20 protein-coding genes are annotated in these 23,059 nt (G+C 64.9%); 14 read left to right on the top strand and 6 right to left on the bottom strand.

Translation table 11 applies throughout. The annotated features are described in order from the left end of the window. The first annotated feature begins 53 nt into the window (after positions 1–53). The gene (gene dut, locus G3N58_RS09255; protein WP_167041115.1) at positions 54–500 is read left to right on the top strand and encodes a dUTP diphosphatase; all 447 of its coding nucleotides are present in this window, start codon (positions 54–56) and stop codon (positions 498–500) included. A 181-nt stretch (positions 501–681) separates the two neighbouring features. Here the strand turns inward: dut and clpA are convergent, their stop codons facing one another. Continuing rightward, positions 682–2,979: an ATP-dependent Clp protease ATP-binding subunit ClpA gene (clpA, locus tag G3N58_RS09260; protein ID WP_167041112.1), complete on the bottom strand. Its 2,298-nt coding sequence runs from the start codon at positions 2,977–2,979 to the stop codon at positions 682–684. Continuing rightward, positions 2,976–3,290 carry an ATP-dependent Clp protease adapter ClpS gene (gene clpS, locus G3N58_RS09265; protein ID WP_008919570.1) on the bottom strand — a complete coding sequence of 105 codons (315 nt, stop codon included), beginning with the start codon at positions 3,288–3,290 and terminating at the stop codon, positions 2,976–2,978. The genes clpA and clpS overlap by 4 nt, the downstream gene beginning before the upstream one ends. Before the next feature lie 560 nt (positions 3,291–3,850). On the opposite strand from clpS, the gene G3N58_RS09270 reads away from it, so the two are divergent. After that, on the top strand, positions 3,851–4,057 hold the full coding sequence (locus G3N58_RS09270) for a cold-shock protein (RefSeq protein WP_007180614.1): 207 nt from the start codon (positions 3,851–3,853) through the stop codon (positions 4,055–4,057). Here G3N58_RS09270 and G3N58_RS09275 read toward each other — a convergent pair. Beyond that, positions 4,042–4,317: a hypothetical protein gene (locus G3N58_RS09275; protein WP_205999002.1), complete on the bottom strand. Its 276-nt coding sequence runs from the start codon at positions 4,315–4,317 to the stop codon at positions 4,042–4,044. The genes G3N58_RS09270 and G3N58_RS09275 overlap by 16 nt on opposite strands. A 3-nt stretch (positions 4,318–4,320) precedes the next feature. Further along, a complete protein-coding gene (icd, locus tag G3N58_RS09280; RefSeq protein WP_167041106.1) occupies positions 4,321–5,577 on the bottom strand; it encodes an NADP-dependent isocitrate dehydrogenase in 1,257 nt (418 codons plus the stop codon). A 432-nt stretch (positions 5,578–6,009) separates the two neighbouring features. Between icd and G3N58_RS09285 the strand changes: the two genes are divergently transcribed. The 10 genes from G3N58_RS09285 to G3N58_RS09330 all read left to right on the top strand — a co-directional run bounded on the left by G3N58_RS09285 (position 6,010) and on the right by G3N58_RS09330 (position 18,724). Beyond that, on the top strand, positions 6,010–6,579 hold the full coding sequence (locus G3N58_RS09285) for a pseudouridine synthase (protein WP_205999003.1): 570 nt from the start codon (positions 6,010–6,012) through the stop codon (positions 6,577–6,579). 451 nt (positions 6,580–7,030) lie between these two features. Then, positions 7,031–7,234, top strand: coding sequence for a hypothetical protein (locus G3N58_RS09290; protein ID WP_167281648.1), 204 nt, complete (start codon positions 7,031–7,033; stop codon positions 7,232–7,234). Between the two features lie 144 nt (positions 7,235–7,378). Next, complete coding sequence (locus G3N58_RS09295) at positions 7,379–7,894, top strand: DUF192 domain-containing protein (protein ID WP_167041096.1); 516 nt, start codon at positions 7,379–7,381, stop codon at positions 7,892–7,894. Between the two features lie 394 nt (positions 7,895–8,288). Then, the gene (fusA, locus tag G3N58_RS09300) at positions 8,289–10,394 is read left to right on the top strand and encodes an elongation factor G (RefSeq protein ID WP_167281650.1); all 2,106 of its coding nucleotides are present in this window, start codon (positions 8,289–8,291) and stop codon (positions 10,392–10,394) included. A 290-nt stretch (positions 10,395–10,684) separates the two neighbouring features. Then, positions 10,685–11,203 (top strand): cupin domain-containing protein, encoded by a 519-nt coding sequence (locus G3N58_RS09305; protein WP_167041090.1) that lies wholly within the window; start codon positions 10,685–10,687, stop codon positions 11,201–11,203. A 432-nt stretch (positions 11,204–11,635) separates the two neighbouring features. After that, positions 11,636–13,342: an ABC transporter substrate-binding protein gene (locus G3N58_RS09310; protein WP_167281652.1), complete on the top strand. Its 1,707-nt coding sequence runs from the start codon at positions 11,636–11,638 to the stop codon at positions 13,340–13,342. A 77-nt stretch (positions 13,343–13,419) separates the two neighbouring features. Further along, positions 13,420–14,433 (top strand): ABC transporter permease, encoded by a 1,014-nt coding sequence (locus G3N58_RS09315; RefSeq protein WP_205999004.1) that lies wholly within the window; start codon positions 13,420–13,422, stop codon positions 14,431–14,433. After that, a complete protein-coding gene (locus tag G3N58_RS09320) occupies positions 14,430–15,383 on the top strand; it encodes an ABC transporter permease (RefSeq protein ID WP_205999005.1) in 954 nt (317 codons plus the stop codon). Before G3N58_RS09315 ends, G3N58_RS09320 begins: the two co-directional genes overlap by 4 nt. Positions 15,384–15,425: 42 nt before the next feature. After that, the gene (locus G3N58_RS09325; RefSeq protein ID WP_205999006.1) at positions 15,426–17,684 is read left to right on the top strand and encodes an ABC transporter ATP-binding protein; all 2,259 of its coding nucleotides are present in this window, start codon (positions 15,426–15,428) and stop codon (positions 17,682–17,684) included. Positions 17,685–18,250: 566 nt separating this feature from the next. Next, positions 18,251–18,724, top strand: a complete 474-nt coding sequence (locus tag G3N58_RS09330) for a hypothetical protein (protein WP_205999007.1) — start codon at positions 18,251–18,253, stop codon at positions 18,722–18,724. Positions 18,725–18,824: 100 nt separating this feature from the next. On the opposite strand, the gene G3N58_RS09335 is transcribed toward G3N58_RS09330, so the two are convergent. After that, a complete protein-coding gene (locus tag G3N58_RS09335) occupies positions 18,825–19,670 on the bottom strand; it encodes an aldo/keto reductase (protein ID WP_167041078.1) in 846 nt (281 codons plus the stop codon). Between the two features lie 317 nt (positions 19,671–19,987). Between G3N58_RS09335 and G3N58_RS09340 the strand changes: the two genes are divergently transcribed. Continuing rightward, positions 19,988–20,734 carry a GntR family transcriptional regulator gene (locus tag G3N58_RS09340; protein WP_205999008.1) on the top strand — a complete coding sequence of 249 codons (747 nt, stop codon included), beginning with the start codon at positions 19,988–19,990 and terminating at the stop codon, positions 20,732–20,734. Between the two features lie 349 nt (positions 20,735–21,083). Here G3N58_RS09340 and G3N58_RS09345 read toward each other — a convergent pair whose 3' ends face one another. After that, positions 21,084–22,481 carry a CoA transferase gene (locus G3N58_RS09345; RefSeq protein ID WP_205999009.1) on the bottom strand — a complete coding sequence of 466 codons (1,398 nt, stop codon included), beginning with the start codon at positions 22,479–22,481 and terminating at the stop codon, positions 21,084–21,086. Between the two features lie 126 nt (positions 22,482–22,607). Between G3N58_RS09345 and G3N58_RS09350 the strand changes: the two genes are divergently transcribed. Beyond that, positions 22,608–23,059, top strand: a 452-nt coding sequence (locus tag G3N58_RS09350) for a helix-turn-helix domain-containing protein (RefSeq protein WP_205999010.1), incomplete at its 3' end; no start/stop codon positions are given.

Raw genomic sequence — 23,059 nt, forward strand, 5'->3', positions numbered from 1 at the left:
CCGCCGTCCATCCCAACGACCACGACAACCCCAACATTCCCGATCGAACCCGAATGAAACTCGACCTGAAGATTCTCGATGAGCGCATGCGCGAACAGCTTCCCGCCTACGCGACGACCGGCAGCGCCGGCCTCGATCTGCGCGCCTGCCTCGACGAACCGCTGACGCTGAAACCGGGCGAAACCGCGCTGGTGCCGACCGGCCTCGCGATTCACGTCGGCGATCCCGGTTATGCGGCGCTGATTCTGCCGCGCTCGGGTCTCGGGCATAAGCACGGCATCGTGCTCGGCAATCTGGTCGGCCTGATCGATTCCGATTACCAGGGGCAACTGATGATTTCGACGTGGAATCGCGGCGCAACGACGTTCGTGCTGAATCCGATGGAACGCCTCGCGCAACTGGTGATCGTGCCGGTCGTGCAGGCCGAGTTCAATATCGTCGATGACTTCGAGGAAAGCGCGCGCGGCGCGGGCGGATTCGGCAGCACCGGCAAGCATTGATTGCCTGATTGCCGCGGTGCGACACGGCTGCCGCGTTTTTCAGCGCACCCGGCTAGCGGAAAACCGGAGCGTAAACGGAGCATAAAAAAACGGCGCGGGATAAAACCCGCGCCGTTCTGCTTCTGGCCTTTGGTCGTTTAGCCGGCTTGACGCCACACCGGCCACGCCGACCTCACCAACATCACTCCACTTCCACCGCTTCCGGATTCGGATTGCGCGGCGCCGGATGCTCGTCGAAGGTCAACTGCACCTTGTCTTCGGCATCGACGTCGACCGTCACCCGGCCGCCGTTCATCAGCTTGCCGAACAGCAATTCGTCGGCGAGCGCGCGACGGATCGTGTCCTGGATCAGACGCTGCATCGGCCGCGCGCCCATCAGCGGATCGAAACCGTGTTTCGCGAGATGCTTGCGCAGCGCGTCGGTGAAGAGCGCGTCAACCTTCTTCTCGTGCAACTGGTCTTCGAGCTGCATCAGGAACTTGTCGACCACGCGCATGATGATTTCCTCATCGAGCGAGCGGAAGCTGATCGTCGCATCCAGACGGTTACGGAACTCTGGCGTGAACATGCGCTTGATGTCGACCATCTCGTCGCCCGCCTCGCGGCGGTTCGTGAAGCCGATCACCGACTTGCCCATCGCCTCGGCGCCCGCGTTCGTCGTCATGATGATGATGACGTTGCGGAAGTCCGCCTTGCGGCCGTTGTTGTCGGTCAGCGTGCCGTGGTCCATCACCTGCAGCAGCACGTTGAAGATGTCCGGATGTGCCTTCTCGATTTCGTCGAGCAGCAGCACGCAATGCGGCTTCTTCGTGATCGCTTCGGTCAGCAGGCCGCCCTGGTCGAAACCGACGTAGCCCGGCGGCGCGCCGATCAGCCGGCTCACCGCATGACGCTCCATGTATTCCGACATGTCGAAGCGGATCAGCTCGATGCCGAGCGTGAACGCGAGCTGCTTCGCCACTTCCGTCTTGCCGACCCCGGTCGGACCCGAGAACAGGAACGCGCCGATCGGCTTGTCGAGCTTGCCGAGGCCCGCGCGCGCCATCTTGATCGCGGCCGACAGCGCGTCGATGGCCGGGTCCTGCCCGAACACCACGCTCTTGAGGTCGCGGTCGAGCGTCTGCAGCTTGCTGCGATCGTCCTGCGAGACGCTTTGCGCCGGCACGCGCGCGATCTTCGAGATAATTTCCTCGATCTCGTTCTTGCCGATCGTCTTCTTCTGCTTCGACTTCGGCAGAATGCGCTGCGCCGCGCCCGCTTCGTCGATCACGTCGATCGCCTTGTCCGGCAGGTGGCGGTCCGTGATGAAGCGCGCCGACAGTTCAGCCGCCGCCGACAGCGCACCCGACGAATATTTGACGCCGTGGTGCTCTTCGAAGCGCGACTTGAGCCCGCGCAGGATCGCCACCGTCTGCTCGACGGTCGGCTCGGTCACGTCGACCTTCTGGAAGCGACGCGACAGCGCCGCGTCCTTCTCGAAGATGCCGCGATATTCGGTGAACGTGGTCGCGCCGATGCACTTCAGCGTGCCCGACGAGAGCGCCGGCTTCAGCAGGTTCGAGGCATCGAGCGTACCGCCCGACGCGGCGCCCGCGCCGATCAGCGTATGAATTTCGTCGATGAACAGAATCGCGTGCGGACGCTCCTTCAGTTCCTTCAGCACCGTCTTCAGGCGCTGCTCGAAGTCTCCGCGATACTTGGTGCCCGCAAGCAGCGCCCCCATGTCGAGCGAATACACCTGCGCATCGGCCAGAATGTCAGGCACTTCGCCACGCGTGATGCGCCAGGCGAGCCCTTCGGCGATCGCGGTTTTACCGACGCCCGCCTCGCCGACCAGCAACGGATTGTTCTTGCGCCGGCGGCACAGCACCTGTACCACGCGCTCGACTTCCGACTCGCGCCCGATCAGCGGATCGATGCGGCCGTCCTTCGCCATCTGGTTCAGGTTCTGGGTGAACTGGGCGAGCGGCGTTTCTTTCTGCGCGGCGGCCTCGTCGGCCTCGGCGTTCGCGTCGCTCGCTTTCGCGGCGTCCGAACTGCTCGTCTTGGCGATGCCGTGCGAGATGAAATTGACCACGTCCAGGCGCGTGACGCCCTGCTGCTGCAGGTAGTACACCGCATGCGAGTCCTTCTCGCCGAAGATCGCGACCAGCACGTTCGCGCCGGTCACTTCCTTCTTGCCGTTCGAGGTGGACTGCACATGCATGATCGCGCGCTGGATCACACGCTGGAAACCCAGCGTGGGCTGCGTATCGACGTCGTCCGTGCCCGGCACGGTCGGCGTGTTGTCATGAATGAAGTTGCGCAGGTTCTGGCGCAGATCCTCGATATTGGCCGCGCATGCACGCAACACCTCCGCCGCCGTCGGGTTATCCAACAGGGCGAGCAAAAGATGTTCGACCGTTATGAACTCGTGCCTTGCCTGGCGTGCTTCCATGAACGCCATGTGCAGGCTGACTTCCAGTTCCTGGGCAATCATGCTTCCTCCATCACACACTGCAGCGGATGCCCGGCCTGCCGTGCGTGGGTAACGACTTGCTCGACTTTGGTCGACGCGATGTCCCGCGTATAGACCCCACAAACTCCCCTGCCTTCGCGATGAACCTTCAACATGACCTGCGTTGCGGTTTCACGATCTTTATTGAAATATTCCTGCACGATCATCACGACAAATTCCATCGGCGTGAAGTCGTCATTCAGCAGCACTACCTTGTACATGGACGGCGGCTTGAGTTTCTGCTCCTGCCGCTCCAGTACGGTGCCGTCCTGCTTGTCCGGGATAATCGCCATACACCCATTCTAAACAACTAGGACAGGCCCGCAATCCTGTCAAAACCCGGCCAGCGGCCGATGCCCCCGTTCGCTGCGGACAGCCGGTCATGACTTCGTCATGACCGCCCGCGCCCGCGCGTTGTCGACGGGCCGATTGCGGAGCCGGCCCCTATCCTGTGATGCCGCGCGATGTTGCTGCGCCGCGGTCGGATCGAGTATCGCATAACCTGCCGGAGCCGGTGGGGGGCACGCGCCGCGGGCACTCCCGGCGGCCCGGCCCCAGTCCAGCATGTGAGTCGATTATGCGACTTTTCAAGACGCGACGCTTGCGCAACCGCACATAACGGAAGCGGGAAAAACCCCTGGAAAGCAGCCTGTTTGCAATGCGACAACGGCGTCTCAAAATTTTCTTGACACTCGAATAAAGAGCCTCAACAATCAAGCTGGCACTTTTTTCACCAAGCCATAATTTCGAAAAAATGCCGATGGTGAGCTTGTGAGGAGGGAGCGGCTGCCTCGTGTGGTCGTGGCTTTTCGAGGGGCTCGTGGTGGTCACATGAGTAACAGGGGAAGTTGGAATGGCAACTGGTACGGTCAAATGGTTTAACGACGCAAAGGGTTTCGGATTCATCACGCCTGACGAGGGTGGCGAGGATCTGTTTGCACACTTCTCGGCCATCCAGATGAATGGCTTCAAGACGCTGAAGGAAGGCCAGAAGGTCACCTTCGAAGTCGTGCAAGGCCCGAAAGGAAAACAGGCTTCGAACATTCAGGCACCTGCCTGAGGCGGTTCGTCCCCGTCCTTTTTGAAACCCGGCTGCGCGCCGGGTTTCTTTTTATGCGGTGCGATTCGGTGTTGAGAAACGATGCAAAAAAGCGATGCTGAAAAGCGGCGCTGAAAATCCGGCGTCATTCGATACCGGCCGCCGCCGATATTCCGGCCGTAAAAAACCGGATACGATTTCCAGAAAAATACCCCGGCCGCGTAATCGCGCCGGGGTATTCCAGTCAAGCCATTAATGCGCGCTGGATAATTCCAGCGCATGAATTACATATTCTCGATCATCACCTGCCCAAATCCTGAGCACGATACCTGGGTCGCGCCTTCCATCAGGCGCGCGAAATCGTAAGTGACACGTTTTTGCAGGATCGATTTTTCCATCGAGCCGATAATCAGGTCCGCCGCCTCGAACCAGCCGAGATGGCGCAGCATCATTTCCGCCGAGAGAATTTCCGAACCCGGATTCACGTAATCCTTACCGGCGTATTTCGGCGCGGTGCCATGCGTCGCCTCGAACATCGCCACCGAATCCGACAGGTTCGCGCCCGGCGCGATGCCGATGCCGCCGACCTGCGCGGCGAGCGCGTCCGAAACGTAGTCGCCGTTCAGGTTCAGCGTCGCGATCACGTCGTATTCGGCCGGGCGCAGCAGGATCTGCTGCAGGAACGCGTCGGCGATCACGTCCTTCACGACGATGTCGCCGCCCGTCTTCGGATTCCTGACCTTCATCCACGGGCCGCCGTCGATCAGCTCCGCGTTGAATTCCTTCTGCGCGAGCGCATAGCCGTAGTCGCGGAACGCGCCTTCGGTGAACTTCATGATGTTGCCCTTGTGCACCAGCGTGACCGACCGGCGCTCATTGTCGATCGCATACTGGATCGCCTTGCGCACGAGACGCTCGGTGCCTTCGCGCGACACCGGCTTGATGCCGATGCCCGACGAATCCGGGAAGCGGATCTTCTTCACGCCCATTTCTTCGCGCAGGAACTTGATGACCTTCTTCGCCTGCTCCGATTCGGCCGCCCATTCGATGCCGGCGTAGATGTCTTCCGAGTTCTCGCGGAAGATCACCATATTGGTTTTCTCGGGCTCGCGCACCGGCGACGGCACGCCCTTGAAGTACTGCACCGGCCGCAGGCACACATAGAGGTCCAGCTCCTGGCGCAGCGCGACGTTCAGCGAGCGGATGCCGCCGCCGACCGGCGTGGTGAGCGGCCCCTTGATCGAGACGATGTATTCCTTCACCGCCTGCAGCGTTTCTTCGGGCAGCCACACGTCCGGGCCGTACACCTTGGTCGCCTTCTCGCCCGCGTAGATTTCCATCCAGTGGATTTTCTTCTTGCCCGCGTACGCCTTCCCGACCGCCGCGTCCACGACCTTGATCATGACCGGCGTGATGTCCAGACCGGTGCCGTCGCCCTCGATAAACGGGATGATCGGCTGGTCGGAGACATTGAGCGAGAAATCGGCGTTGACAGTGATCTTGTCGCCACCGGTCGGAACCTTGATGTGCTGATACGGCATGATCGGACTCCAGTGAAAGCTGTGAAAAGCTGATGGGAGACTGCGAAAGGGGGCGCCCCTCGCCGCGCAATGCCGGACGCTCGCGAGCGGCCTGGCCGTTATTCTAGCCCACGCCTCGCGCGCGTCGAAACGGCCATGGCTCGGGGTTTTCCAACATGGACGAACGCGGCTGCGAGCCTCACTCTTCTATAAGACATAAGAATGGCGATGCCGGTTTATGCATTATCATCGCGCCATCCCTAACCGGACCCTGAGCGCAACGGCCGGCGCCCGCGATGCGGCCGGCCGCCGTCGCCGAAACTTCACGCGGCACAATCGGCACATCGTGTGACGTTGCCGCGACGTGCGTTGACGTGCATGAGCGTGCATTGGCGCGCTTCGATACGTTTCGATACGCCGCCGCGCCCTGGTCCGCCGACTCTTCTTTCCCGTATGCGCCTTCTCGCCCTGAACAAGCCGTTCGGCACCATCTGTCAATTCTCGCCGCATGAAACGCGTGCCTCGCTCGCCGACTGGGTCAAGGTGCCCGGCGTCTATCCGGCGGGCCGGCTCGATTCCGATAGCGAAGGCCTGCTGCTTCTCACCGACGACGGCGCATTGCAGGCGCGTATCGCCGAGCCGCGTCATAAGCTCGTTAAACGCTATTGGGCGCAGGTCGAAGGCGCGATCGACGAGGTCGCGCTAAAGAAGCTTGCACGCGGCGTCGATCTCGGCGACTACGTGACACGCCCCTGTCGCGCGAATCATATAGAGCCGGCGAGCACGCTATGGACTCGCACGCCGCCGATCCGCCACCGCGCCGCGATCCCGACCACGTGGATCGAACTCGCGATCACCGAAGGCAAGAACCGCCAGGTGCGCCGCATGACCGCCGCGGTCGGCTTTCCGACGCTGCGCCTCGTGCGCGTCGGCGTCGGTGCGCTGGACATTTTTTCGCTGGGTCTCGCGCCGCGAGAGAGCATCGAGTTGCCGGCGAACGCGCCATGGGACGGTATCGTGTAAATGCGCGAATACGGGGGGACGTCATGCGTATCGTGAGTGTTTCACGCTTGCCTCGATTGGCCTAAGCCGTTGTATCGGCAAATAAAAACAGGCGTGAAACCACACCGTGAAGCAGCCCCGGAAACGTGAAACATGCACGCTCGCGAATGCCGTCGCAAGGGGTCGTCGCCGCAGTCCATCGCGATGAAAATTTTCCGGCGAATTCTCGTCAACCGCTGCGCAACGCGACGCGTTATTCGACGCAGATGCCGCCGAAGCTATCCGGCATTCAGCCTTAAAGACCTTTGCATAAGCCGTTTGCGCGGCGAATACGAAAGTCCGAACGCTAGCAGACGCGTCGAGAAATTTGTTCGATGCGGCTGTCAACCGAAAGGTGGATGGCACGTTTACCGACTTGACTCTACATAAGCCGGGTCATTTGGTTAATTAACTCAAGCTGAGGATCTACACAATGAACAAACTGATCGCCGCTCTGGTCGCTGGCCTCTTCGCAACGGCAGCATTCGCACAAGCTTCGGCTCCGGCAGCCGCTTCGGCAGCTCCCGCAGCTCCGGCAGCAGCTTCGGCAGCCAAGAAGGCCACCAAGCACGCTCACCACAAGAAGGCGCACAAGAAGGCAGCAGCAGCCGCTGCAGCTTCGGCAGCTTCGGAGTAAGTTGCTTGTAAAAACGCAGTCAAGAACTCGCTTTATTGCCGTTCTTACGGCGTTGTAAGGCAGATCACCGCAAGGCGATCTGCCTTTTTGTTTTGCACGCGCTCGCGTAACATGCGCGAGTTAATTTGAGCAAGGAGTCCTGCCGTGCGATTTTCCATGCGCTCGCTGATGGCGCGTTTCGCTGTTGCCGTTGCACTGCCGCTCGCGGCCATCTCGTTGGCGGCCACCACCGCCCCCGCCCATGCGCAGCAGATGCCGCCGGGCGCCAAGCAGCCTGGCGAATTTCCGCGCGTCAAGCTGACCGCCGGCATGTTCGTGATCGACGCGGCCGTCGCCGCCAACGATGCGGATCGCGAACAGGGCTTGATGTATCGCACGAATCTCGCGCCGAACGAAGGCATGCTATTCGTGTTCAACGAGAACGCCGGCCACTGCTTCTGGATGAAGAACACGCTGATTCCGCTGTCGATCGCGTTCATGCGCGCGGACGGCACGATCACCGACCTCGACGAGATGCAGGCCGAGACCACCAACAATCATTGCCCGACGCACAACGGCGTGTTCGCGCTCGAGATGAGCAAGGGCTGGTTCGCGTCGAAGGGCATCAAGCCGGGCATGCAGATCCAGGGCTTGCCGCCGGTGCCGGGCATCACGCAGTAAGCTGCAATTCTGGCGGCCCCTGCGGCAGCTTGCCGGGCCGCCGGCCGCTCGGGTGGCGCATCTCGGGGGGCGCCCAGGCAGCAACTGAGCACCAACTGGGCGGCACCTCATAGGCACGCCATCGGCATCTCACCCAGCCCTCCCGGCCGCCCCATCGCCGCAACGTTTTCCGGAAAAAGCCGGCGCCCTTCCCGGGCGCCGGCTTTTTTTCGTCCGCGCCGCCTTGCGCGAGCATGCTTGCCGCCCGTCAGCGCGATTCATGCAAAAGACCAACCGACGCGCTATCCTTGTAATCTCGATAAAGCACCACCACATCAAGCAGCACCCAGACTCCCCGGGCGGCCCAACGGTCGCCCGGCATGCGTTTCAGGCGCGCCATTCCAAGGAGGTTCACGTGCCCCGCAAGACTCCCATCGAGCGCTACCGGAATATCGGCATCAGCGCTCACATCGATGCCGGCAAAACCACCACCACCGAACGGATCCTGTTCTACACCGGCGTGACCCACAAGATCGGCGAGGTTCACGACGGTGCGGCGACGATGGACTGGATGGAACAGGAGCAGGAGCGCGGCATCACGATCACCTCGGCGGCCACCACGGCGTTCTGGAAAGGCATGGCCGGCAACTACCCCGAGCATCGCATCAACATCATCGACACCCCGGGGCACGTCGACTTCACGATCGAAGTCGAGCGCTCGATGCGCGTGCTCGACGGCGCCTGCATGGTGTACGACTCGGTCGGCGGCGTGCAGCCGCAATCGGAAACCGTGTGGCGCCAAGCGAACAAGTACAAGGTGCCGCGCATCGCGTTCGTCAACAAGATGGACCGCATCGGCGCGGACTTCTTCCGCGTGCAGCGGCAGATCGGCGATCGTCTGAAGGGCGTCGCGGTGCCGATCCAGATTCCGATCGGCGCGGAAGATCATTTCCAGGGCGTAGTCGATCTCGTCAAGATGAAGGCGATCTTCTGGGACGACGACAGCCAGGGCATCAAGTTCGAGTACCGCGACATTCCGGCTGAACTCGCGGCCACCGCGAAGGAATGGCACGACAAAATGGTCGAATCCGCGGCCGAGGCCAATGAAACGCTGCTCGAAAAATATCTCGGCGGCGAGCCGTTGACCGAAGAGGAAATCAAGCACGGCATTCGCGCCCGCACGATCGCCAACGAGATCGTGCCGATGCTGTGCGGCAGCGCGTTCAAGAACAAGGGCGTGCAGGCGATGCTCGACGCTGTGATCGACTATCTGCCCTCGCCGGTCGACGTGCCCGCGATCACCGGCCACGATGAGCACGACAAGGAGATCGAGCGCCATCCGAACGACGACGATCCGTTCTCGGCGCTCGCCTTCAAGATCATGACCGACCCGTTCGTCGGCCAGTTGATCTTCTTCCGCGTGTACTCGGGCGTCGTCAATTCGGGCGACACGGTCTACAACGCGATCAAGGAAAAGAAGGAGCGCCTCGGCCGCATCCTGCAGATGCACGCGAACGAGCGCAAGGAAATCAAGGAAGTCTACGCGGGCGACATCGCGGCGGCCGTCGGCCTGAAGGAAGCGACCACGGGCGACACGCTCTGCGATCCTAACCACGTCATCATCCTCGAAAAGATGATCTTCCCCGACCCGGTGATCTCGCAGGCCGTCGAGCCGAAGACCAAGGCCGACCAGGAGAAGATGGGCATCGCGCTGAACCGGCTCGCGCAGGAAGACCCGTCGTTCCGCGTGCAGACCGATGAGGAATCGGGACAGACGATCATCTCCGGCATGGGCGAGTTGCACCTCGAAATTCTGGTCGACCGCATGAAGCGCGAGTTCGGCGTGGAAGCGACCGTCGGCAAGCCGCAGGTGGCGTATCGCGAAACGGTGCGCAACAAGGTCGAGGACGTCGAAGGCAAGTTCGTCAAGCAGTCGGGCGGGCGCGGCCAGTACGGTCACGCGGTGATCACGCTCGAACCGTCGGAGCAAGGCAAGGGCTACGAGTTCGTCGATGCGATCAAGGGCGGCGTGATTCCGCGCGAATTCATTCCCGCGGTGGACAAAGGCATCGTGGAAACGCTGAAGGCCGGCGTGCTGGCGGGTTATCCGGTGGTCGACGTGAAGGTCACGCTGACCTTCGGTTCGTACCATGACGTCGACTCGAACGAAAACGCGTTCCGCATGGCCGGCTCGATGGCATTCAAGGAAGCGATGCGCAAGGCGAAGCCCGTGCTGCTCGAACCGATGATGGCCGTCGAGGTGGAAACACCCGAGGACTTCATGGGCAACGTGATGGGCGATCTGTCGAGCCGGCGCGGCATGGTGCAGGGCATGGAAGACATCGCGGGCGGCGGCGGCAAGCTCGTGCGCGCGGAAGTGCCGCTCGCCGAGATGTTCGGCTACTCGACCTCGCTGCGCTCGGCCACCCAGGGCCGAGCGACCTACACGATGGAATTCAAGCACTACGCCGAAACGCCGAGCAACGTCGCCGAAGCGGTGATCAACGCGAAGAAGCAATGATGCTGGCCCGGTGGCATTGAGGAGTGCGGCAAGGCAACCCTTGCCGCGCTTCACCGCAGCCGCAATGCCACCGCCGATACCAACGGCTCGAAGCCCGTTCCCCGTGAGCGGGCTTTTTTTCGGTTCTTCGTCGATGTGCGCGGTCGGGCCCCTGCTGCCCGCCTCGTCACACCACGCGTGCGTGTTCCGAACGTGCCAGAATGTCGAACGGCCATGCAACACCGGCATCGATCAGGCCACGACCGCAGCGCAGGACTCGAACGCGGCACCCACGCCCGCAAGGAGACACCATGAGCCACGAGCACGAACATCCGCATTACCGGGCCGAGCACGAGGCCGCCGCGCAGGTCGACTGGCGCGAGCACGGCGTGAAGGTCATCCGCGGCGATCAGCTCGATGCCAACACCGCGCAGACGCCCGGCATGAATCGCGCCGCCGCGATCAACGCGGCGCGCGTCGGCGCGCAGAAGATCTGGGCCGGCACCGTGACGATCCATCCGAACGCGAAGACCGGCGCGCATCATCACGGCGCGCTCGAAAGCGTGATCTACGTGGTACGCGGCCAGGCACGCATGCGTTGGGGCGAGCACCTCGAATTCACCGCCGAAGCGGGCCCCGGCGACTTCATCTTCGTGCCGCCCTACGTGCCGCATCAGGAGATCAACGCGAGCACCGACGCACCGCTCGAATGCGTGCTCGTGCGCAGCGACAATGAAGCGGTCGTGGTCAATCTGAACATCGACGCGGTCGAACAGCCCGAGACGGTGTACTGGGTCGATCCGATTCACAAGCACCCGCACGATCGCTAAAGCGCGCGGGGGGCAGCCTACAGCGCTTGCGATGCGCGGTGCTTGCTGTCAATCCCGCTGTACGCATGATGCAATCGGTCAGGATTCCAGCGCGTTAGGGGTGATCCATTCGGGCGATCCATTCGCGCTCGCGCCGAACGCCTGCCGCCATGCCGCGCGGCGCTAGCGATCACCGTGGCCCACGCCGTGCTACCGTTGCAGCGACGACACACCACCACGCCGTTATCGGCCGATCGGCAAGCCCACGGCGGCGCAAGCGCGCCGCAGCCGCAAGCAATCGCTTACACTGAAACCGCTTTGCGCAGCATTGCGCTTTCGTCGGGCGCCGAGGCTCGACGCCACGGGCGCTGAAAGCGCGCTGCACCTCGCGCTGTCGCGCGGCTCGCGCGACGTCTTCCGAACCGGCAGCAGAATGGACTGGACACGCCATCGATGAAAACGCCCGCGGACCGACTTCCCGCCTCCCATGCGGAACCTCATGCGCCGCTGCAAGCAGCCCGCCGCACCGCCGACGCCTACGGCAACCATGCCATCGATGAATTCCTGGCCGGCCGCCTCACGCGGCGCGAATTGCTGCGTTACGCGAGCGTGATCGGCCTGTCGCTCGTGGGCGGCGGCCTGCTCGACACGCCGCGTGCCGATGCACAGAGCGCGCAGAACGCACAGGGCACGGCGGCCCCATCGAACCAGACGATCCGCGTCGCGCATCTGACGCCCGCTGGCGCGGTCGACCCGCTCACCGTGACCGACGCGGCGAGCCTCGCGCTGCTGAACCAGACCGGCGAATTCCTGATCGACGACGACGGCGAAAAGCTCATGCTGAAGCCCGCGCTCGCGCTGTCGTGGAAGCCGAACGACAAGGGCGACGTGTGGACCTTCAAGCTGCGCCCGAACGTCAAATTCCACGACGGCCAGCACTTCGGCGCGAAGGACGTGGCCGCCACCTTCGACCGTCTCGCCGATCCGGCCAGCGGCTCGGCCGCGCTCTCGGTATTGAAGGGCGTGCTGTCGAAAGGCGGCGCAAAGGTTATCGACGAACACACGGTCGAGTTCCATCTCGATGCGCCGAACGGCAATTTCCCGTACTACGTTTCCTCGGACAACTACAACGCCGTGATCCTGCCCGCCAACTACGCGGGCAATTACGAAAAGAGCTTTATCGGCACGGGTCCGTTCAGGCTGGAAAAGTATCAGCCGAAGGTCGGCGCATCGTTCGTACGCAATCCCGACTATTGGGGCGAAAAAGCGTTACCGCAACACGTGCAGTTCACCTTCTACGCCGACGAGCAGGCACAGCTGCTCGCGTTGCAAGGCCATCAGGCCGACGTGATGGGCACCTTCACCGTGCAGGGCGGCGCAGGCATTCTGAACAATCCCGACTACAAGGCGGTCGGCGTGAAGTCGAGCGCCCATCGGCAGATTCATATGCGCAACGATAGCCCGCTCTTCAAGGACAAACGCGTACGCGAGGCGCTTGCGCTGTCGATCGATCGCGACGTGCTGGTGCGCGGTCTCTTCAAGGGCCGCGCTCAAGCCGGCAACGACAGCCCGTTCGCGCCGGTGTTTCCGTCGTCGGATGCAGGTGTGCCGCAACGCAAAATCGACGTCGCGAGGGCGAAGCAACTGCTCGCGCAGGCCGGCGTGCCAAACGGCTTCGACGTCACGCTGACCACCGAAAAATACATGGAGATTCCCGACCTCGCCGTGGTCGTGCAGAACGCGGCGAAAGCGATCGGCGTGCGCATCAACCTGAAGGTCGAAAGCCAGTCGCTCTATTACGGCGCGGGCACGCCCGGCAAATCCGACTGGCTCGACTCGCCGCTCGGCATCACCGACTACGGCCATCGCGGCGTGCCGAACGTGTTCCTCAACGCGCCGCTCACGAGCAACGGCACGTGGAACGCCGCGCACTTCAGGAATCCGCAATACGACCGGCTGGTCGCTCAGTTCGTCGCGGCGCTCGATCTCGCCACGCAAAGGAAAATCTCCGGGCAGATCCAGACGCTGCTGCTCGACGAAACGCCGGTCATCATTCCGTTCTTCTACGATCAGTTGATCGCGATGCGCAAGGGCGTGAACGGCGTGCGCTTCACCGCGCTCGCGCAACTGTATTTCGACCGCGCGACGCTGAGCGCTTGAGCACATGGCTCGAGTACCCGGCCTGAACACTTAGGCACCGCGCGCTTAGGCACCGCACGTTTTCGCAGGAGTTCACGATGTCGGCCACGGCGTCCCCTTCATCATCGCGAGCGGCGGCACACGGCCATGCGAGCCGTGTCGCGCGTTTTCTCGCGACGCGCGCGGGCCTCTCGCTGATTACGCTGTGGCTGCTGTCGCTGATCGTGTTCGCGGGCGGCCAGTTGCTGCCCGGCGATATCGGCCGCGCGGTGCTCGGCCCGCTCGCCGATGCGCGCGCGGTCGCCGCGCTCAATCACCAGCTCGGCGCGGATCGGCCGCTGCTCACGCAGTACGTCGACTGGATCGCGCATGTCGTGCGCGGCGACATGGGGCTTTCGTATGCGTACCGCGAACCGGTCGCGCCGTTCATCGCCGACGCGCTCGCGCATTCGGCCAAGCTCGGCTTCCTCGCGTTCATCGTCGTCGTGCCGCTCGGTATCGCGGGCGGCGTAGGGGCGGCGATGCATGCGGGGCGCTGGCTCGATCGCGCGATCAGCATCGCCGGTTTGTCGGCGACGGTGGTGCCGGAGTTCGTATCGTCGATCGTGCTGATTCTGGTGTTCGGCGTGTGGCTGCGCTGGCTGCCGATCGAAGCGTCGTATGCACCCGACGCGAGCGTGTTCGAGCAGTTGAGGCATCTCGTGCTGCCGGTGCTGCCGCTCGTGTTCGTGTTCTTCGGCTATATCGCGCGGATGGCGCGCGCGGGCACCGTCGAAGCGCTCGACGCTGACTACACGCGCACCGCCATCCTCAAGGGCCTGCCGCGCCACGTCGTGATCTGGCGGCACGTGCTGCGCAATGCGCTGCTGCCGACCGTCACGGTAGCCGCAACGCAGCTCGGCTACATGATCGGCGGACTCGTCGTGGTCGAGACGCTGTTCCACTACCCCGGCATCGGCTCGCTGATCTACAACGCGGCCAAGGCGAAGGACTTTCCGATGCTCGAAGCGGGCGTGCTGACGATCGGCGTGGTCTATACGCTCGCGAATCTCGCCGCCGATGCCGTGCATGTGCTGCTCGATCCGCGGCTGCGTGTGAGGAACGGCGAATGAGCGCGACTGTGCCGCCATCGGTGCCACCACCCTCAGTGCCGCCGTCCATGCCGCCGGCTTCGCCTGCGCCGCCCACACCGCCTGTGCCGGGCACGCCCGGCTCCGCATCGCACAACCGCAATCAACCGCGCTATCAACACCTGCTTCTGCTGCTGCGCTCGCCGACCTTCGTCGTGGGCGCGCTAATCGTCGCGTGGTGGATCGGCTGCGCGATGGCCGGGCCGTGGCTCGTGCATCTCGATCCCTACGCATCCGATCCGCTCAACTCGCTCACGCCGCCCGATCGCACGCACTGGTTCGGCACCGATCAGCTCGGCCGCGACGTGTTCTCGCGCGTGATCGTCGGCGCGCGCGACATCCTCACGATCGCGCCGCTCGCGACCTTGCTCGGCACCGCCGCCGGCACCGCGCTCGGGCTCGTGGTCGGCTACTTCGAGGGCTGGGTGGACAACCTCGTAGGACGCGCGATCGACGCCGTGCTCGCGCTGCCGCTCGTGATCGTCGCATTGCTCGCGCTCGCCGCGCTCGGCGCCTCGAACCTCACGGTGATCGTCGTGATCGGCCTTACGTTCACGCCGATCACCGCGCGCACCGTGCGCGCCGCCGTGTTCGCGGAACGCCATCTCGACTACGTGGCCGCCGCGCAACTGCGCGGCGAACGCGCGCCCTACATCATGTTCGCGGAGATCCTGCCGAACGTGCTGCCGCCGATCGTCGTCGAGGCAACCGTGCGGCTCGGCTATGCGATCTTCGCGGTCGCGACGCTGTCGTTCCTCGGCTTCGGCATCCAGCCGCCGTCGGCCGACTGGGGGCTCGCGCTGTCGGAGTCGTACACGCTGATGGCAGGCGGCGCCTGGTGGACCGTCGTGTTCACGGCGGGCGCGATCGCCTCGCTCGTGGTCGGCGTGAATCTTGTGGCCGACGGCGTGCAGGGCGTGCTTGACCCATAAATGGCCAATGAGAATAACCACTGAGCGAGCGATAAACGAGCGATGAGCGCACAGCCCTCTTCCTCTGCCGCGTTCGCGGCCTTCGACGTGTCGAAGAGCGAGCGCACCGATGCGCTGACCCTCGTCGGCCTGACGGTCGCGTACCGCGTGCGCGGGCGCGATCGCGAGGTGCTGCAGGACGTCTCGTTGCGCGTGCGGCGCGGCGAAGCGTATGGACTCGTCGGCGAATCGGGCTGCGGCAAGTCCACGGTCGCGCTGGCAACGCTGCGCTATCTGCCGCGCAACGGCAAGGTGAAGGCGGGCAAGATCGCGATCGCCGGCGAGGACGTGCAGAAGCTCGGCGCCGAGGCGCTGCGCGGCATGCGCGCGACGACGGTCTCGATGGTCTATCAGGACCCCGGGCGCGCGTTGAATCCCTCGCTGACGATCGCGCGTCAGGTCTCCGAAGCATTCGAAACAGCGGGCGCCACACGCGACGAAGCACGGCAACGCACGCTCGAAATGTTGAAGCGCGTGCACATCGCGGCGCCCGAGCGCGTGATGGACAGCTATCCTCATCAATTATCGGGCGGCATGCAGCAGCGCGTCGTGATCGCGATGGCGCTCGCGTCGAACCCCGCGCTGCTGATTCTCGACGAACCGACCACCGGGCTCGATGCAACTGTCGAAGCCGAGGTGCTCGATCTCGTCGCGCAACTGCGCAAGGAACTCGGCACCGCGGTGCTGTTCATCAGCCACAACCTCGCGGTGATCGGGCGCATGTGCGAGCGCGTCGGCGTGCTGTACGCGGGCAAGCTCGTCGAGGAAGGCGCGACGCGCGACGTCTTCACGCGGCCGCGCCATCCGTACACGGTCGGGCTGCTGCGCTGTCTGCCGACGCCCGGGCGCAGCAAGGACAGCGAGCGGCTCGATACGATCGCGGGCAGCCTGCCCGCGCCGGGTTCGGTCACGCAGGGCTGCATCTACGCGGAGCGCTGCCGTCTCGCCGACGAACGTTGCCGCCGCGAAGCGCCGCCGCCTTACCGGCTTGGCGCCGCGCATGGCGATCAGATGGCGCGTTGCCACTATCACGAGCGGGCGATCGAATTGCCGCGGACGGTGGCGGATGGGGAGACGGGGTTGGCCGGCGGGTTGACTGCTGCGTCATCGAACGCGCCATCTAATGCGCCGCCGGCTGCCCCACGTACGGTAAGCGATGCGCGGCAACGCGAACCCTCGTCCACCGTGCTGCGCGCGCGCAATCTGTCGAAGACGTTCCACGTTGCCGGCGTGCCGCTGCGCGCCGTCGACGACGTTTCGCTCGACCTCGCGAGCGGCGAAACGCTCGGGCTCGTCGGCGAATCGGGTAGCGGCAAAACGACGCTCGCGAAGCTGATGCTCGGCCTGCTCACGCCCGACGCGGGCAGCGTGCTCGAACTCGACGGCGCACCGCTCGCCGCACGCGTCACGCGCCGCGGCGGCGAGCAACTGAAGTCGCTGCAGATCGTGTTCCAGAATCCGGACTCGGCGCTCAATCGCGCGCATTCGGTGAAGCGGCTGCTCGGCCGAGCGCTCACGCGCCTGAGCGCGCTGCGCGGCCCCGCGCTCGACGCGCGGCTCGCCGCGTTGACGGCCGCCGTGCGCTTGCCGGAGCGCTATCTCGACGCGCGCTCGCGGCAGTTGTCGGGCGGGCTCAAGCAGCGTGTCGCGATTGCGCGCGCGTTTGCCGGCGAGCCGCGTGTCGTCGTCTGCGACGAGCCGACCTCGTCTCTCGACGTATCGGTGCAAGCCGCGATCCTGAACCTGCTTGCCGACCTGCAGCGCGAGCGCGACGTCAGCTACGTGTTCATCTCGCACGATCTGCACGTGGTGCGCTATGTGTCGGATCGCATCGCGGTGCTCTATCTCGGCCGCCTGCTCGAGATCGGACCGGCCGCCGCGGTGTTCGACGGAGCGCAGCATCCGTACACCGAGGCGCTGCTGTCGGCGGTGCCGACGCTGCGCGACCAGGATGAGCGTGACGGCCGGCAATGGCCGAAGCCGGCGCGCATCCGGCTGTCCGGCGAACTGCCGGGGGCGGGCGCGATGCCGTCGGGCTGCATTTTTCACACGCGCTGTCCACGCAAGCTCGGCGCGATCTGCGAGGAGCAGGACCCGCCGTTTCTCGATGCCGGCAACGACGCGGATAAAACCCGCGCGCATCTGATCCGCTGTCATATTCCACCGGAGACGTTGCGTGCGTTGCAGAGCACGGCGCGCGATGACGGCGCGGGCAAGATGGCGGACGCGGACGATTCCGGCGACGCCGTGCCCAACGCCTGACGGCCCGGCATTCAACGTCCGGTAGCGCTGCCAATCGGTTCACGGTTCACTCGCTCCCCTCGCCCAGCTCCGTTGCCTGACCGGCCTCGCACAGCGCCACATCGAAGCCGCCGCGAGTAACGACGGCAACGCGAGAGTTCCGGCAGGTCGGGGGCCGACAACAGCCGGGGCAATCGCGAAAACAATGGCGAAAGCAAAGGCAGCGCCGCCAATGACAACAGTGGCGTGAACGCGTACCCGCCATCGCCCAGTCTCAGACCGGGCTCACGCGCCCTACCCGCCGGCGGCATGTACCGGCATACTGTCCGCTATCCGCCGGCAACGGCGGTGACGTCCCGATCCCCCGGTCGCGCGTCACCGATCGAGGCCGGTCGGAGCGGCCCACCCGCCTTCGGCACGAGCGCCGACGAAAACGCGGCAGAGCGCGCGCCGGCAAGCGCCGGCGCGTCGCGCGAACCGCGCCGCAGGCGGCGGAAACACCACCCCCATTGCGTGCGAGTGTTATGGAACCAATCCGAGACGATCACCTCATATCAGATTCAACGTTCGATATGAGGGCCCACAACATGCAACGAAACGTCCCCCCTTCCGCGACACGCGCGGCCGCCGCCGTGCTGATGGTTGCCGCGCTGGGCCTCGCATCGCTCGCCAACGCGCAAACGCCGGCGCCCAAGCCGGCGCAACCGCTGCAGCAAACCCTGTCGCAAGCCGCGCCGCCGGTCGATCCGACGTTCTCGGCTTACTCGCTCCTGCAAACCTGCAAGCAGCGCAACGACAATGTCGCGGAAGCGCAGTGCGTCGGCGCGATCCGCGGCATCATTCACGGCTACCAGTACGGCGTGCTATTCCTCAGCCAGCGCGCCCCGCTACCGGCCAACGAAACGCAACGCGTCTCGCTGTGCCTGCGCGACGTGCCGGTGTCGTCGATCGTCGACGACTTCGTCGCGGACGCCGCCCAGGTCGACGACGACTCCCTCAAGCACACCCCCGCCGAAGTCGCGGTGCTCGGTTCCGTGCACCTGCACCACGCCTGCACCTGAGCACATCGGTAACGTCAGGCTCCGCCGGCCGGGTCACCGGCATCGTTCATGAAGCGCACCGCCGTCTCGGCGGCGGCCGCGCTTGAGCCTGCGTCGGCACTCACAGCATTTCGAGCGGACGCTTGCTGCGCGGCGGTTTGAAGTACGCGTCGAGCGCGGCGAGTTCACCGGCTTCCAGCTTCAGTTGCGAGGCGCGATGGTTGTCGCGCACATGCTCGACGCGCGCGGCCTTCGGAATCGCGCAAATGCCGGGCTTGCCCAGCACCCACGCCAGCGCCACCTGAAACACCGAGATGCCGCGCGCGTCGGCGATGTCGTCGAGCGGCGAGCGCTTCGGCAAACGCGCATGATCGACCGGGCTGTAGGCCATCGCCGGCATCCCGCGCGCGGCGAGCCACGGCAGCAGATCGAATTCCGGCCCGCGGCGCGCGACGTTGTAGAGAACCTGATTGGTCGCGCAGGCATCGCCGCCGGACGCCGCGACGAGTTCGTCCATGTCGTCGGTGTCGAAGTTGCTCACGCCCCAGTGACGGATCTTGCCCGCGCGACGCAGCGCCTCGAACGCATCGACGGTTTCGGCGAGCGGCACCGAGCCGCGCCAGTGCAGCAGATACAGATCGAGCCGATCCGTTTTCAGACGCTTGAGGCTTTGCTCGCAGGCGGCGATCACGCCGCGCCGGCTCGCGTTGTGCGGATACACCTTGCTGACGAGGAACACCTTGTCGCGCAAGCCGGCCAGCGCTTCGGCGAGCAGCGACTCGGTCGCGCCGTCGCCGTACATTTCGGCCGTGTCGATCAGCGTCATGCCGAGTTCGATGCCGCAGCGCAGCGCCGCGATTTCCGCCGCGCGCTGCGCCGGCCTCTCGCCCATTTCCCACGTGCCCTGCCCCAACGCCGGAATGCGCTCGCCGCCTGGCAGGCTTACGCTCGCGATATCGCTCGTCATGCTGACTCCTCGAAGTGGCTCGATTCAATGCGGTTCAATACCGTTCAATACGGTTCAATGCGTTTCATGCGATGCGATGCGACGCACGGCCCGGTCCGGCACCGTGCGCGAAATAGCGCCAACCGGCGCAATGCGGCTTGAGGCGCCGGAATACATCGGAACGCCACGGGGTGCATCGGGACGCGACGCATGCCGCAAAAGCTTAGCGACGAGTTTAGCGGCTCGGCGGCCTCGCGGCGGTGCGCCAGGCAAAAGCCCGCTATAACGCGGCGCGCCGATGTTCTAGAATTGCCGCTTGCCTATCTCGCGTGAGCCCCATGACCTCTGCCTCGGAAGACCGCTGGCGCGACCTGCGCCCGGACCCGGAAAACGACACGCCGCTCTATCTGCAGCTCGCCCGCAAGCTCGGCAGCGCGATTCACGAAAACCGCTGGAACGCCGGCGAGGCGCTGCCTTCGGAGCGCGTGCTGTCGGAGGCGCTCGGCGTCTCGCGCATCACGTCGCGCAAGGCGATCGCGCTGCTCGTCGAGCAGGGTTTGATCCGCCGCACCCAGGGCGCGGGCAGCTTCATCACGCCGCGCTACGAAGATCCTTTGTCGCGGCTGTCGAGCTTCAGCGAAATGCTGCGGCGGCGCGGCTTCACGCCGAGTTCGAAGTGGCTGTCGCGCGAAATCTCGCCGGCCAATCGCGATGAAGTGATCCAGCTCGGGCTGTCGCCGGCCGCGGCGGTGACGCGGCTGCGGCGGCTGCGGCTTGCCGACGGCATCGTGATGGCAGTCGAGAACTCCACGTTTCCGGCGGCGGTCATTCCCGATCCTCAGGCGCTCGGCGATTCGCTGTACTCGTATCTGGAGAGTCGTGGGCTGACGATCGTGCGCGCGCTGCAGCATTTTCGGGCGGTGAACGCGAGCGAGGAAATCGCGCAGCAGATGAGCATCGCGCCCAACGAGGCGCTGCTGCTGATTACGCGCATCGGTTATACGGCGGATCAACGGGCGATCGAGTTGACCGATACGTATTGCCGGAACGATTACTACGATTTTGTCGCGGAGTTGAGGAAGTAGGGGTGGAGATGCGAGGTGCCGTGATGTGTGGTCGCGGTGCATTCGTCTGTCTTGTGCGGCGGGATGCTGAGCGGTTGCGGTTGCGGTTGCGGTTGCGGTTGCGGTTGCGGTTGTGATGTGGCGTAGCCTTGGCGCTACGCCTGTCTCGCCTCGCGAGTCGACATGCGCCAGCGGTAACGCTAAAAACGCGGGCGTCTCCTCTCGCCCGTTCCGGGGGCGGCCTGTTGCGCGTGCGGCCGATCGAGCCCGATTGCGAATTGCCGTGTCGCGACGCAATCACTCAGGTGTGGTCGGACAAGAAGTCGAGCAGCCAACCCGTTGCCGCGATACGTCGCACACGCACCCGGCGCTACGCCCATCTCGCCTCATGCGCGCCGATACGCGCTGGCGGCAATGCATAAAACGCGGGCGTCTCCGCCAACTCTTCCGCCGGCTGCACACCAAGCACGCGGCCGAATTCCGACTGCACGCTCGCGACGCAATCACCTATCTCGTCGAGCGCGACCTCGGGCGCCTGCTGTCCATCGGGTAGCAGCCCGAACGACTGAAGCCAGCGCCCTGTCTGCGCAAGCGACACCTTCACGTGCCAGCTGCCGCCTTCGCTGGCTCGCCGCGCGAGCGCGACCATCGCGCCGAACGCCGCCAGATAGCCGGTTGCGTGATCGAGCGCCTGACACGGCAGATGCCGCGGCTCGGCGCTGCCCGCTGCGGCGCGCTCGTGCCACGCGATGCCGCTCGCCGACTGCACGAGGCTATCGAAACCGCGCCGCTGCGCCCACGGCCCCGTATGCCCGTACGCGCACACCGACACATAGACGATGCCGGGCCGCAGCCGCGCCAGTTCCGGAGGACCGAAGCCGCGCGCGGCGAGCGCGCCCGGGCGATACGCCTGCAGGAACACGTCGGCATCGCGCGCGAGTCCGCCCAGCGTCTCGCAGCCGGCCGCGTCGCGCAGATCGACGACGGCCGAGCGCTTGCCGCGACCGTTGTCGATCACGAGCGGCGCGATGTTCGGCAGATGCGGCCCGTTGATCATCAGCACGTCCGCGCCGTGATGCGCGAGCGCGCGTCCAGCCACCGGTCCCGCGATGATGCGCGACAGGTCCAGCACGCGCACGCCCGCGAGCGGCCGGTCAAGCCCGCTCCCGATACGGCGCGGCGGCTCGGCCGGCGCATCGCCGATGCGCTCGATCTCGAACAGCGGCAAGCCCGCGATCGCCCGCGCCTGTTCGAGCGCGGCCCATTCTTCCGGCGTGCGAATCAACGCGGCGCACAGGCCCTCGTCGGCCAGCGTTTGATCGAGCGTCGCGCCGTCCCAATTGCGAATCGCGGCGGCCACCGGCTCGCGCCCGTTCTCGCAACCGAGCACCCGCAGCACGCCCTGCAAGTGATGCGCGAAGTTCGTGTGCAACTGGACCCAGCGGCCATCGCGCGTTTCGTAGAACCCCGTCACCGGATCGCGCAGCACGGGCGGCGGCCCGTCGTCGATACGCAGATAGCGTTCGCTGCGAAACGCCGCGAGCGCGCGCCGCATCTGCACAGCCACGTGTTGCCTGCGGCCGCTGCGCAAGCGCCAATACTCGGCCGCGGCAAGGCCGGTCGCCGCGATCGTCGCCGAAGCGAGGCTGCCGACGCGGTAGACCGACGGCAGGCCCGGGTCCGCGCCGCTCAGCGCAACGGAATGCAGGGTAACCGGATCGCATCCGGCAAGCGTCCAGATATGTTTGAGAGCAAGTTCGGGCGTCATGGCATGGGGCGCGTTCGGCGCGCTGACGGAAATGAAGTGACCCGAGTCTAGAATTCCGCCTTGCCGCAATCAATCTTGATTATGATAATCAATATATATTGATTTCTTCGGTTTCCACACGTTTTCATGCCAGCCCAGACTTTCCTCACCGCCGCCGAAGCGGCCGCAATGCTCGGCATCAGCCTGCCCACGCTGTATGCGTACGTGAGCCGCGGCATGCTCGGCTCGTCGCCGGACGCGCAAGGCCGGCACCGTCTCTACGATGCCGCCGAAGTACGCCGCCTCGCGCGCCGCAAGGCCGACGGCAAGCGTGCGGGCAAGGTCGCACAGAAGGTGCTGGACTGGGGCGTGCCGGTGCTCGAATCGTCGATCACGCTGGTCGCAGACGGGCGTCTTCTGTATCGCGGACACGATGCGATGGAGCTCGCGCGCAGCGCATCGCTCGAAGACGTCGCGGCGCTGCTGTGGGAATGCAGCGCGCGGCGCATCGCCGACGCGCCGGCCGTGCCGCTCGCGCCCGCGCAATGGGGCGCGTGGCTCAAGCTGTGGAGCGACAGCACGCCGCTCGATCGCGCGCT

The sequence above is a fragment of the Paraburkholderia sp. Ac-20342 genome, assembly GCF_017104985.1.
GTDB lineage: Bacteria > Pseudomonadota > Gammaproteobacteria > Burkholderiales > Burkholderiaceae > Paraburkholderia.

What these genes read in the sequence shown, in the direction of transcription:
- G3N58_RS09320 (WP_205999005.1), top strand. Translation starts at nt 14,430, where the DNA reads ATGAGCGCGACTGTGCCGCCATCGGTGCCACCACCCTCAGTGCCGCCG.
- G3N58_RS09285 (WP_205999003.1), top strand. Translation starts at nt 6,010, where the DNA reads ATGCGCCTTCTCGCCCTGAACAAGCCGTTCGGCACCATCTGTCAATTC.
- G3N58_RS09340 (WP_205999008.1), top strand. Translation starts at nt 19,988, where the DNA reads ATGACCTCTGCCTCGGAAGACCGCTGGCGCGACCTGCGCCCGGACCCG.
- G3N58_RS09270 (WP_007180614.1), top strand. Translation starts at nt 3,851, where the DNA reads ATGGCAACTGGTACGGTCAAATGGTTTAACGACGCAAAGGGTTTCGGA.
- G3N58_RS09325 (WP_205999006.1), top strand. Translation starts at nt 15,426, where the DNA reads ATGAGCGCACAGCCCTCTTCCTCTGCCGCGTTCGCGGCCTTCGACGTG.
- G3N58_RS09345 (WP_205999009.1), bottom strand. Translation starts at nt 22,481, where the DNA reads ATGACGCCCGAACTTGCTCTCAAACATATCTGGACGCTTGCCGGATGC.
- icd (WP_167041106.1), bottom strand. Translation starts at nt 5,577, where the DNA reads ATGCCGTATCAGCACATCAAGGTTCCGACCGGTGGCGACAAGATCACT.
- G3N58_RS09275 (WP_205999002.1), bottom strand. Translation starts at nt 4,317, where the DNA reads ATGCGCTGGAATTATCCAGCGCGCATTAATGGCTTGACTGGAATACCC.
- dut (WP_167041115.1), top strand. Translation starts at nt 54, where the DNA reads ATGAAACTCGACCTGAAGATTCTCGATGAGCGCATGCGCGAACAGCTT.
- G3N58_RS09315 (WP_205999004.1), top strand. Translation starts at nt 13,420, where the DNA reads ATGTCGGCCACGGCGTCCCCTTCATCATCGCGAGCGGCGGCACACGGC.
- G3N58_RS09305 (WP_167041090.1), top strand. Translation starts at nt 10,685, where the DNA reads ATGAGCCACGAGCACGAACATCCGCATTACCGGGCCGAGCACGAGGCC.
- G3N58_RS09335 (WP_167041078.1), bottom strand. Translation starts at nt 19,670, where the DNA reads ATGACGAGCGATATCGCGAGCGTAAGCCTGCCAGGCGGCGAGCGCATT.
- G3N58_RS09330 (WP_205999007.1), top strand. Translation starts at nt 18,251, where the DNA reads ATGCAACGAAACGTCCCCCCTTCCGCGACACGCGCGGCCGCCGCCGTG.
- clpA (WP_167041112.1), bottom strand. Translation starts at nt 2,979, where the DNA reads ATGATTGCCCAGGAACTGGAAGTCAGCCTGCACATGGCGTTCATGGAA.
- G3N58_RS09310 (WP_167281652.1), top strand. Translation starts at nt 11,636, where the DNA reads ATGAAAACGCCCGCGGACCGACTTCCCGCCTCCCATGCGGAACCTCAT.
- clpS (WP_008919570.1), bottom strand. Translation starts at nt 3,290, where the DNA reads ATGGCGATTATCCCGGACAAGCAGGACGGCACCGTACTGGAGCGGCAG.
- G3N58_RS09290 (WP_167281648.1), top strand. Translation starts at nt 7,031, where the DNA reads ATGAACAAACTGATCGCCGCTCTGGTCGCTGGCCTCTTCGCAACGGCA.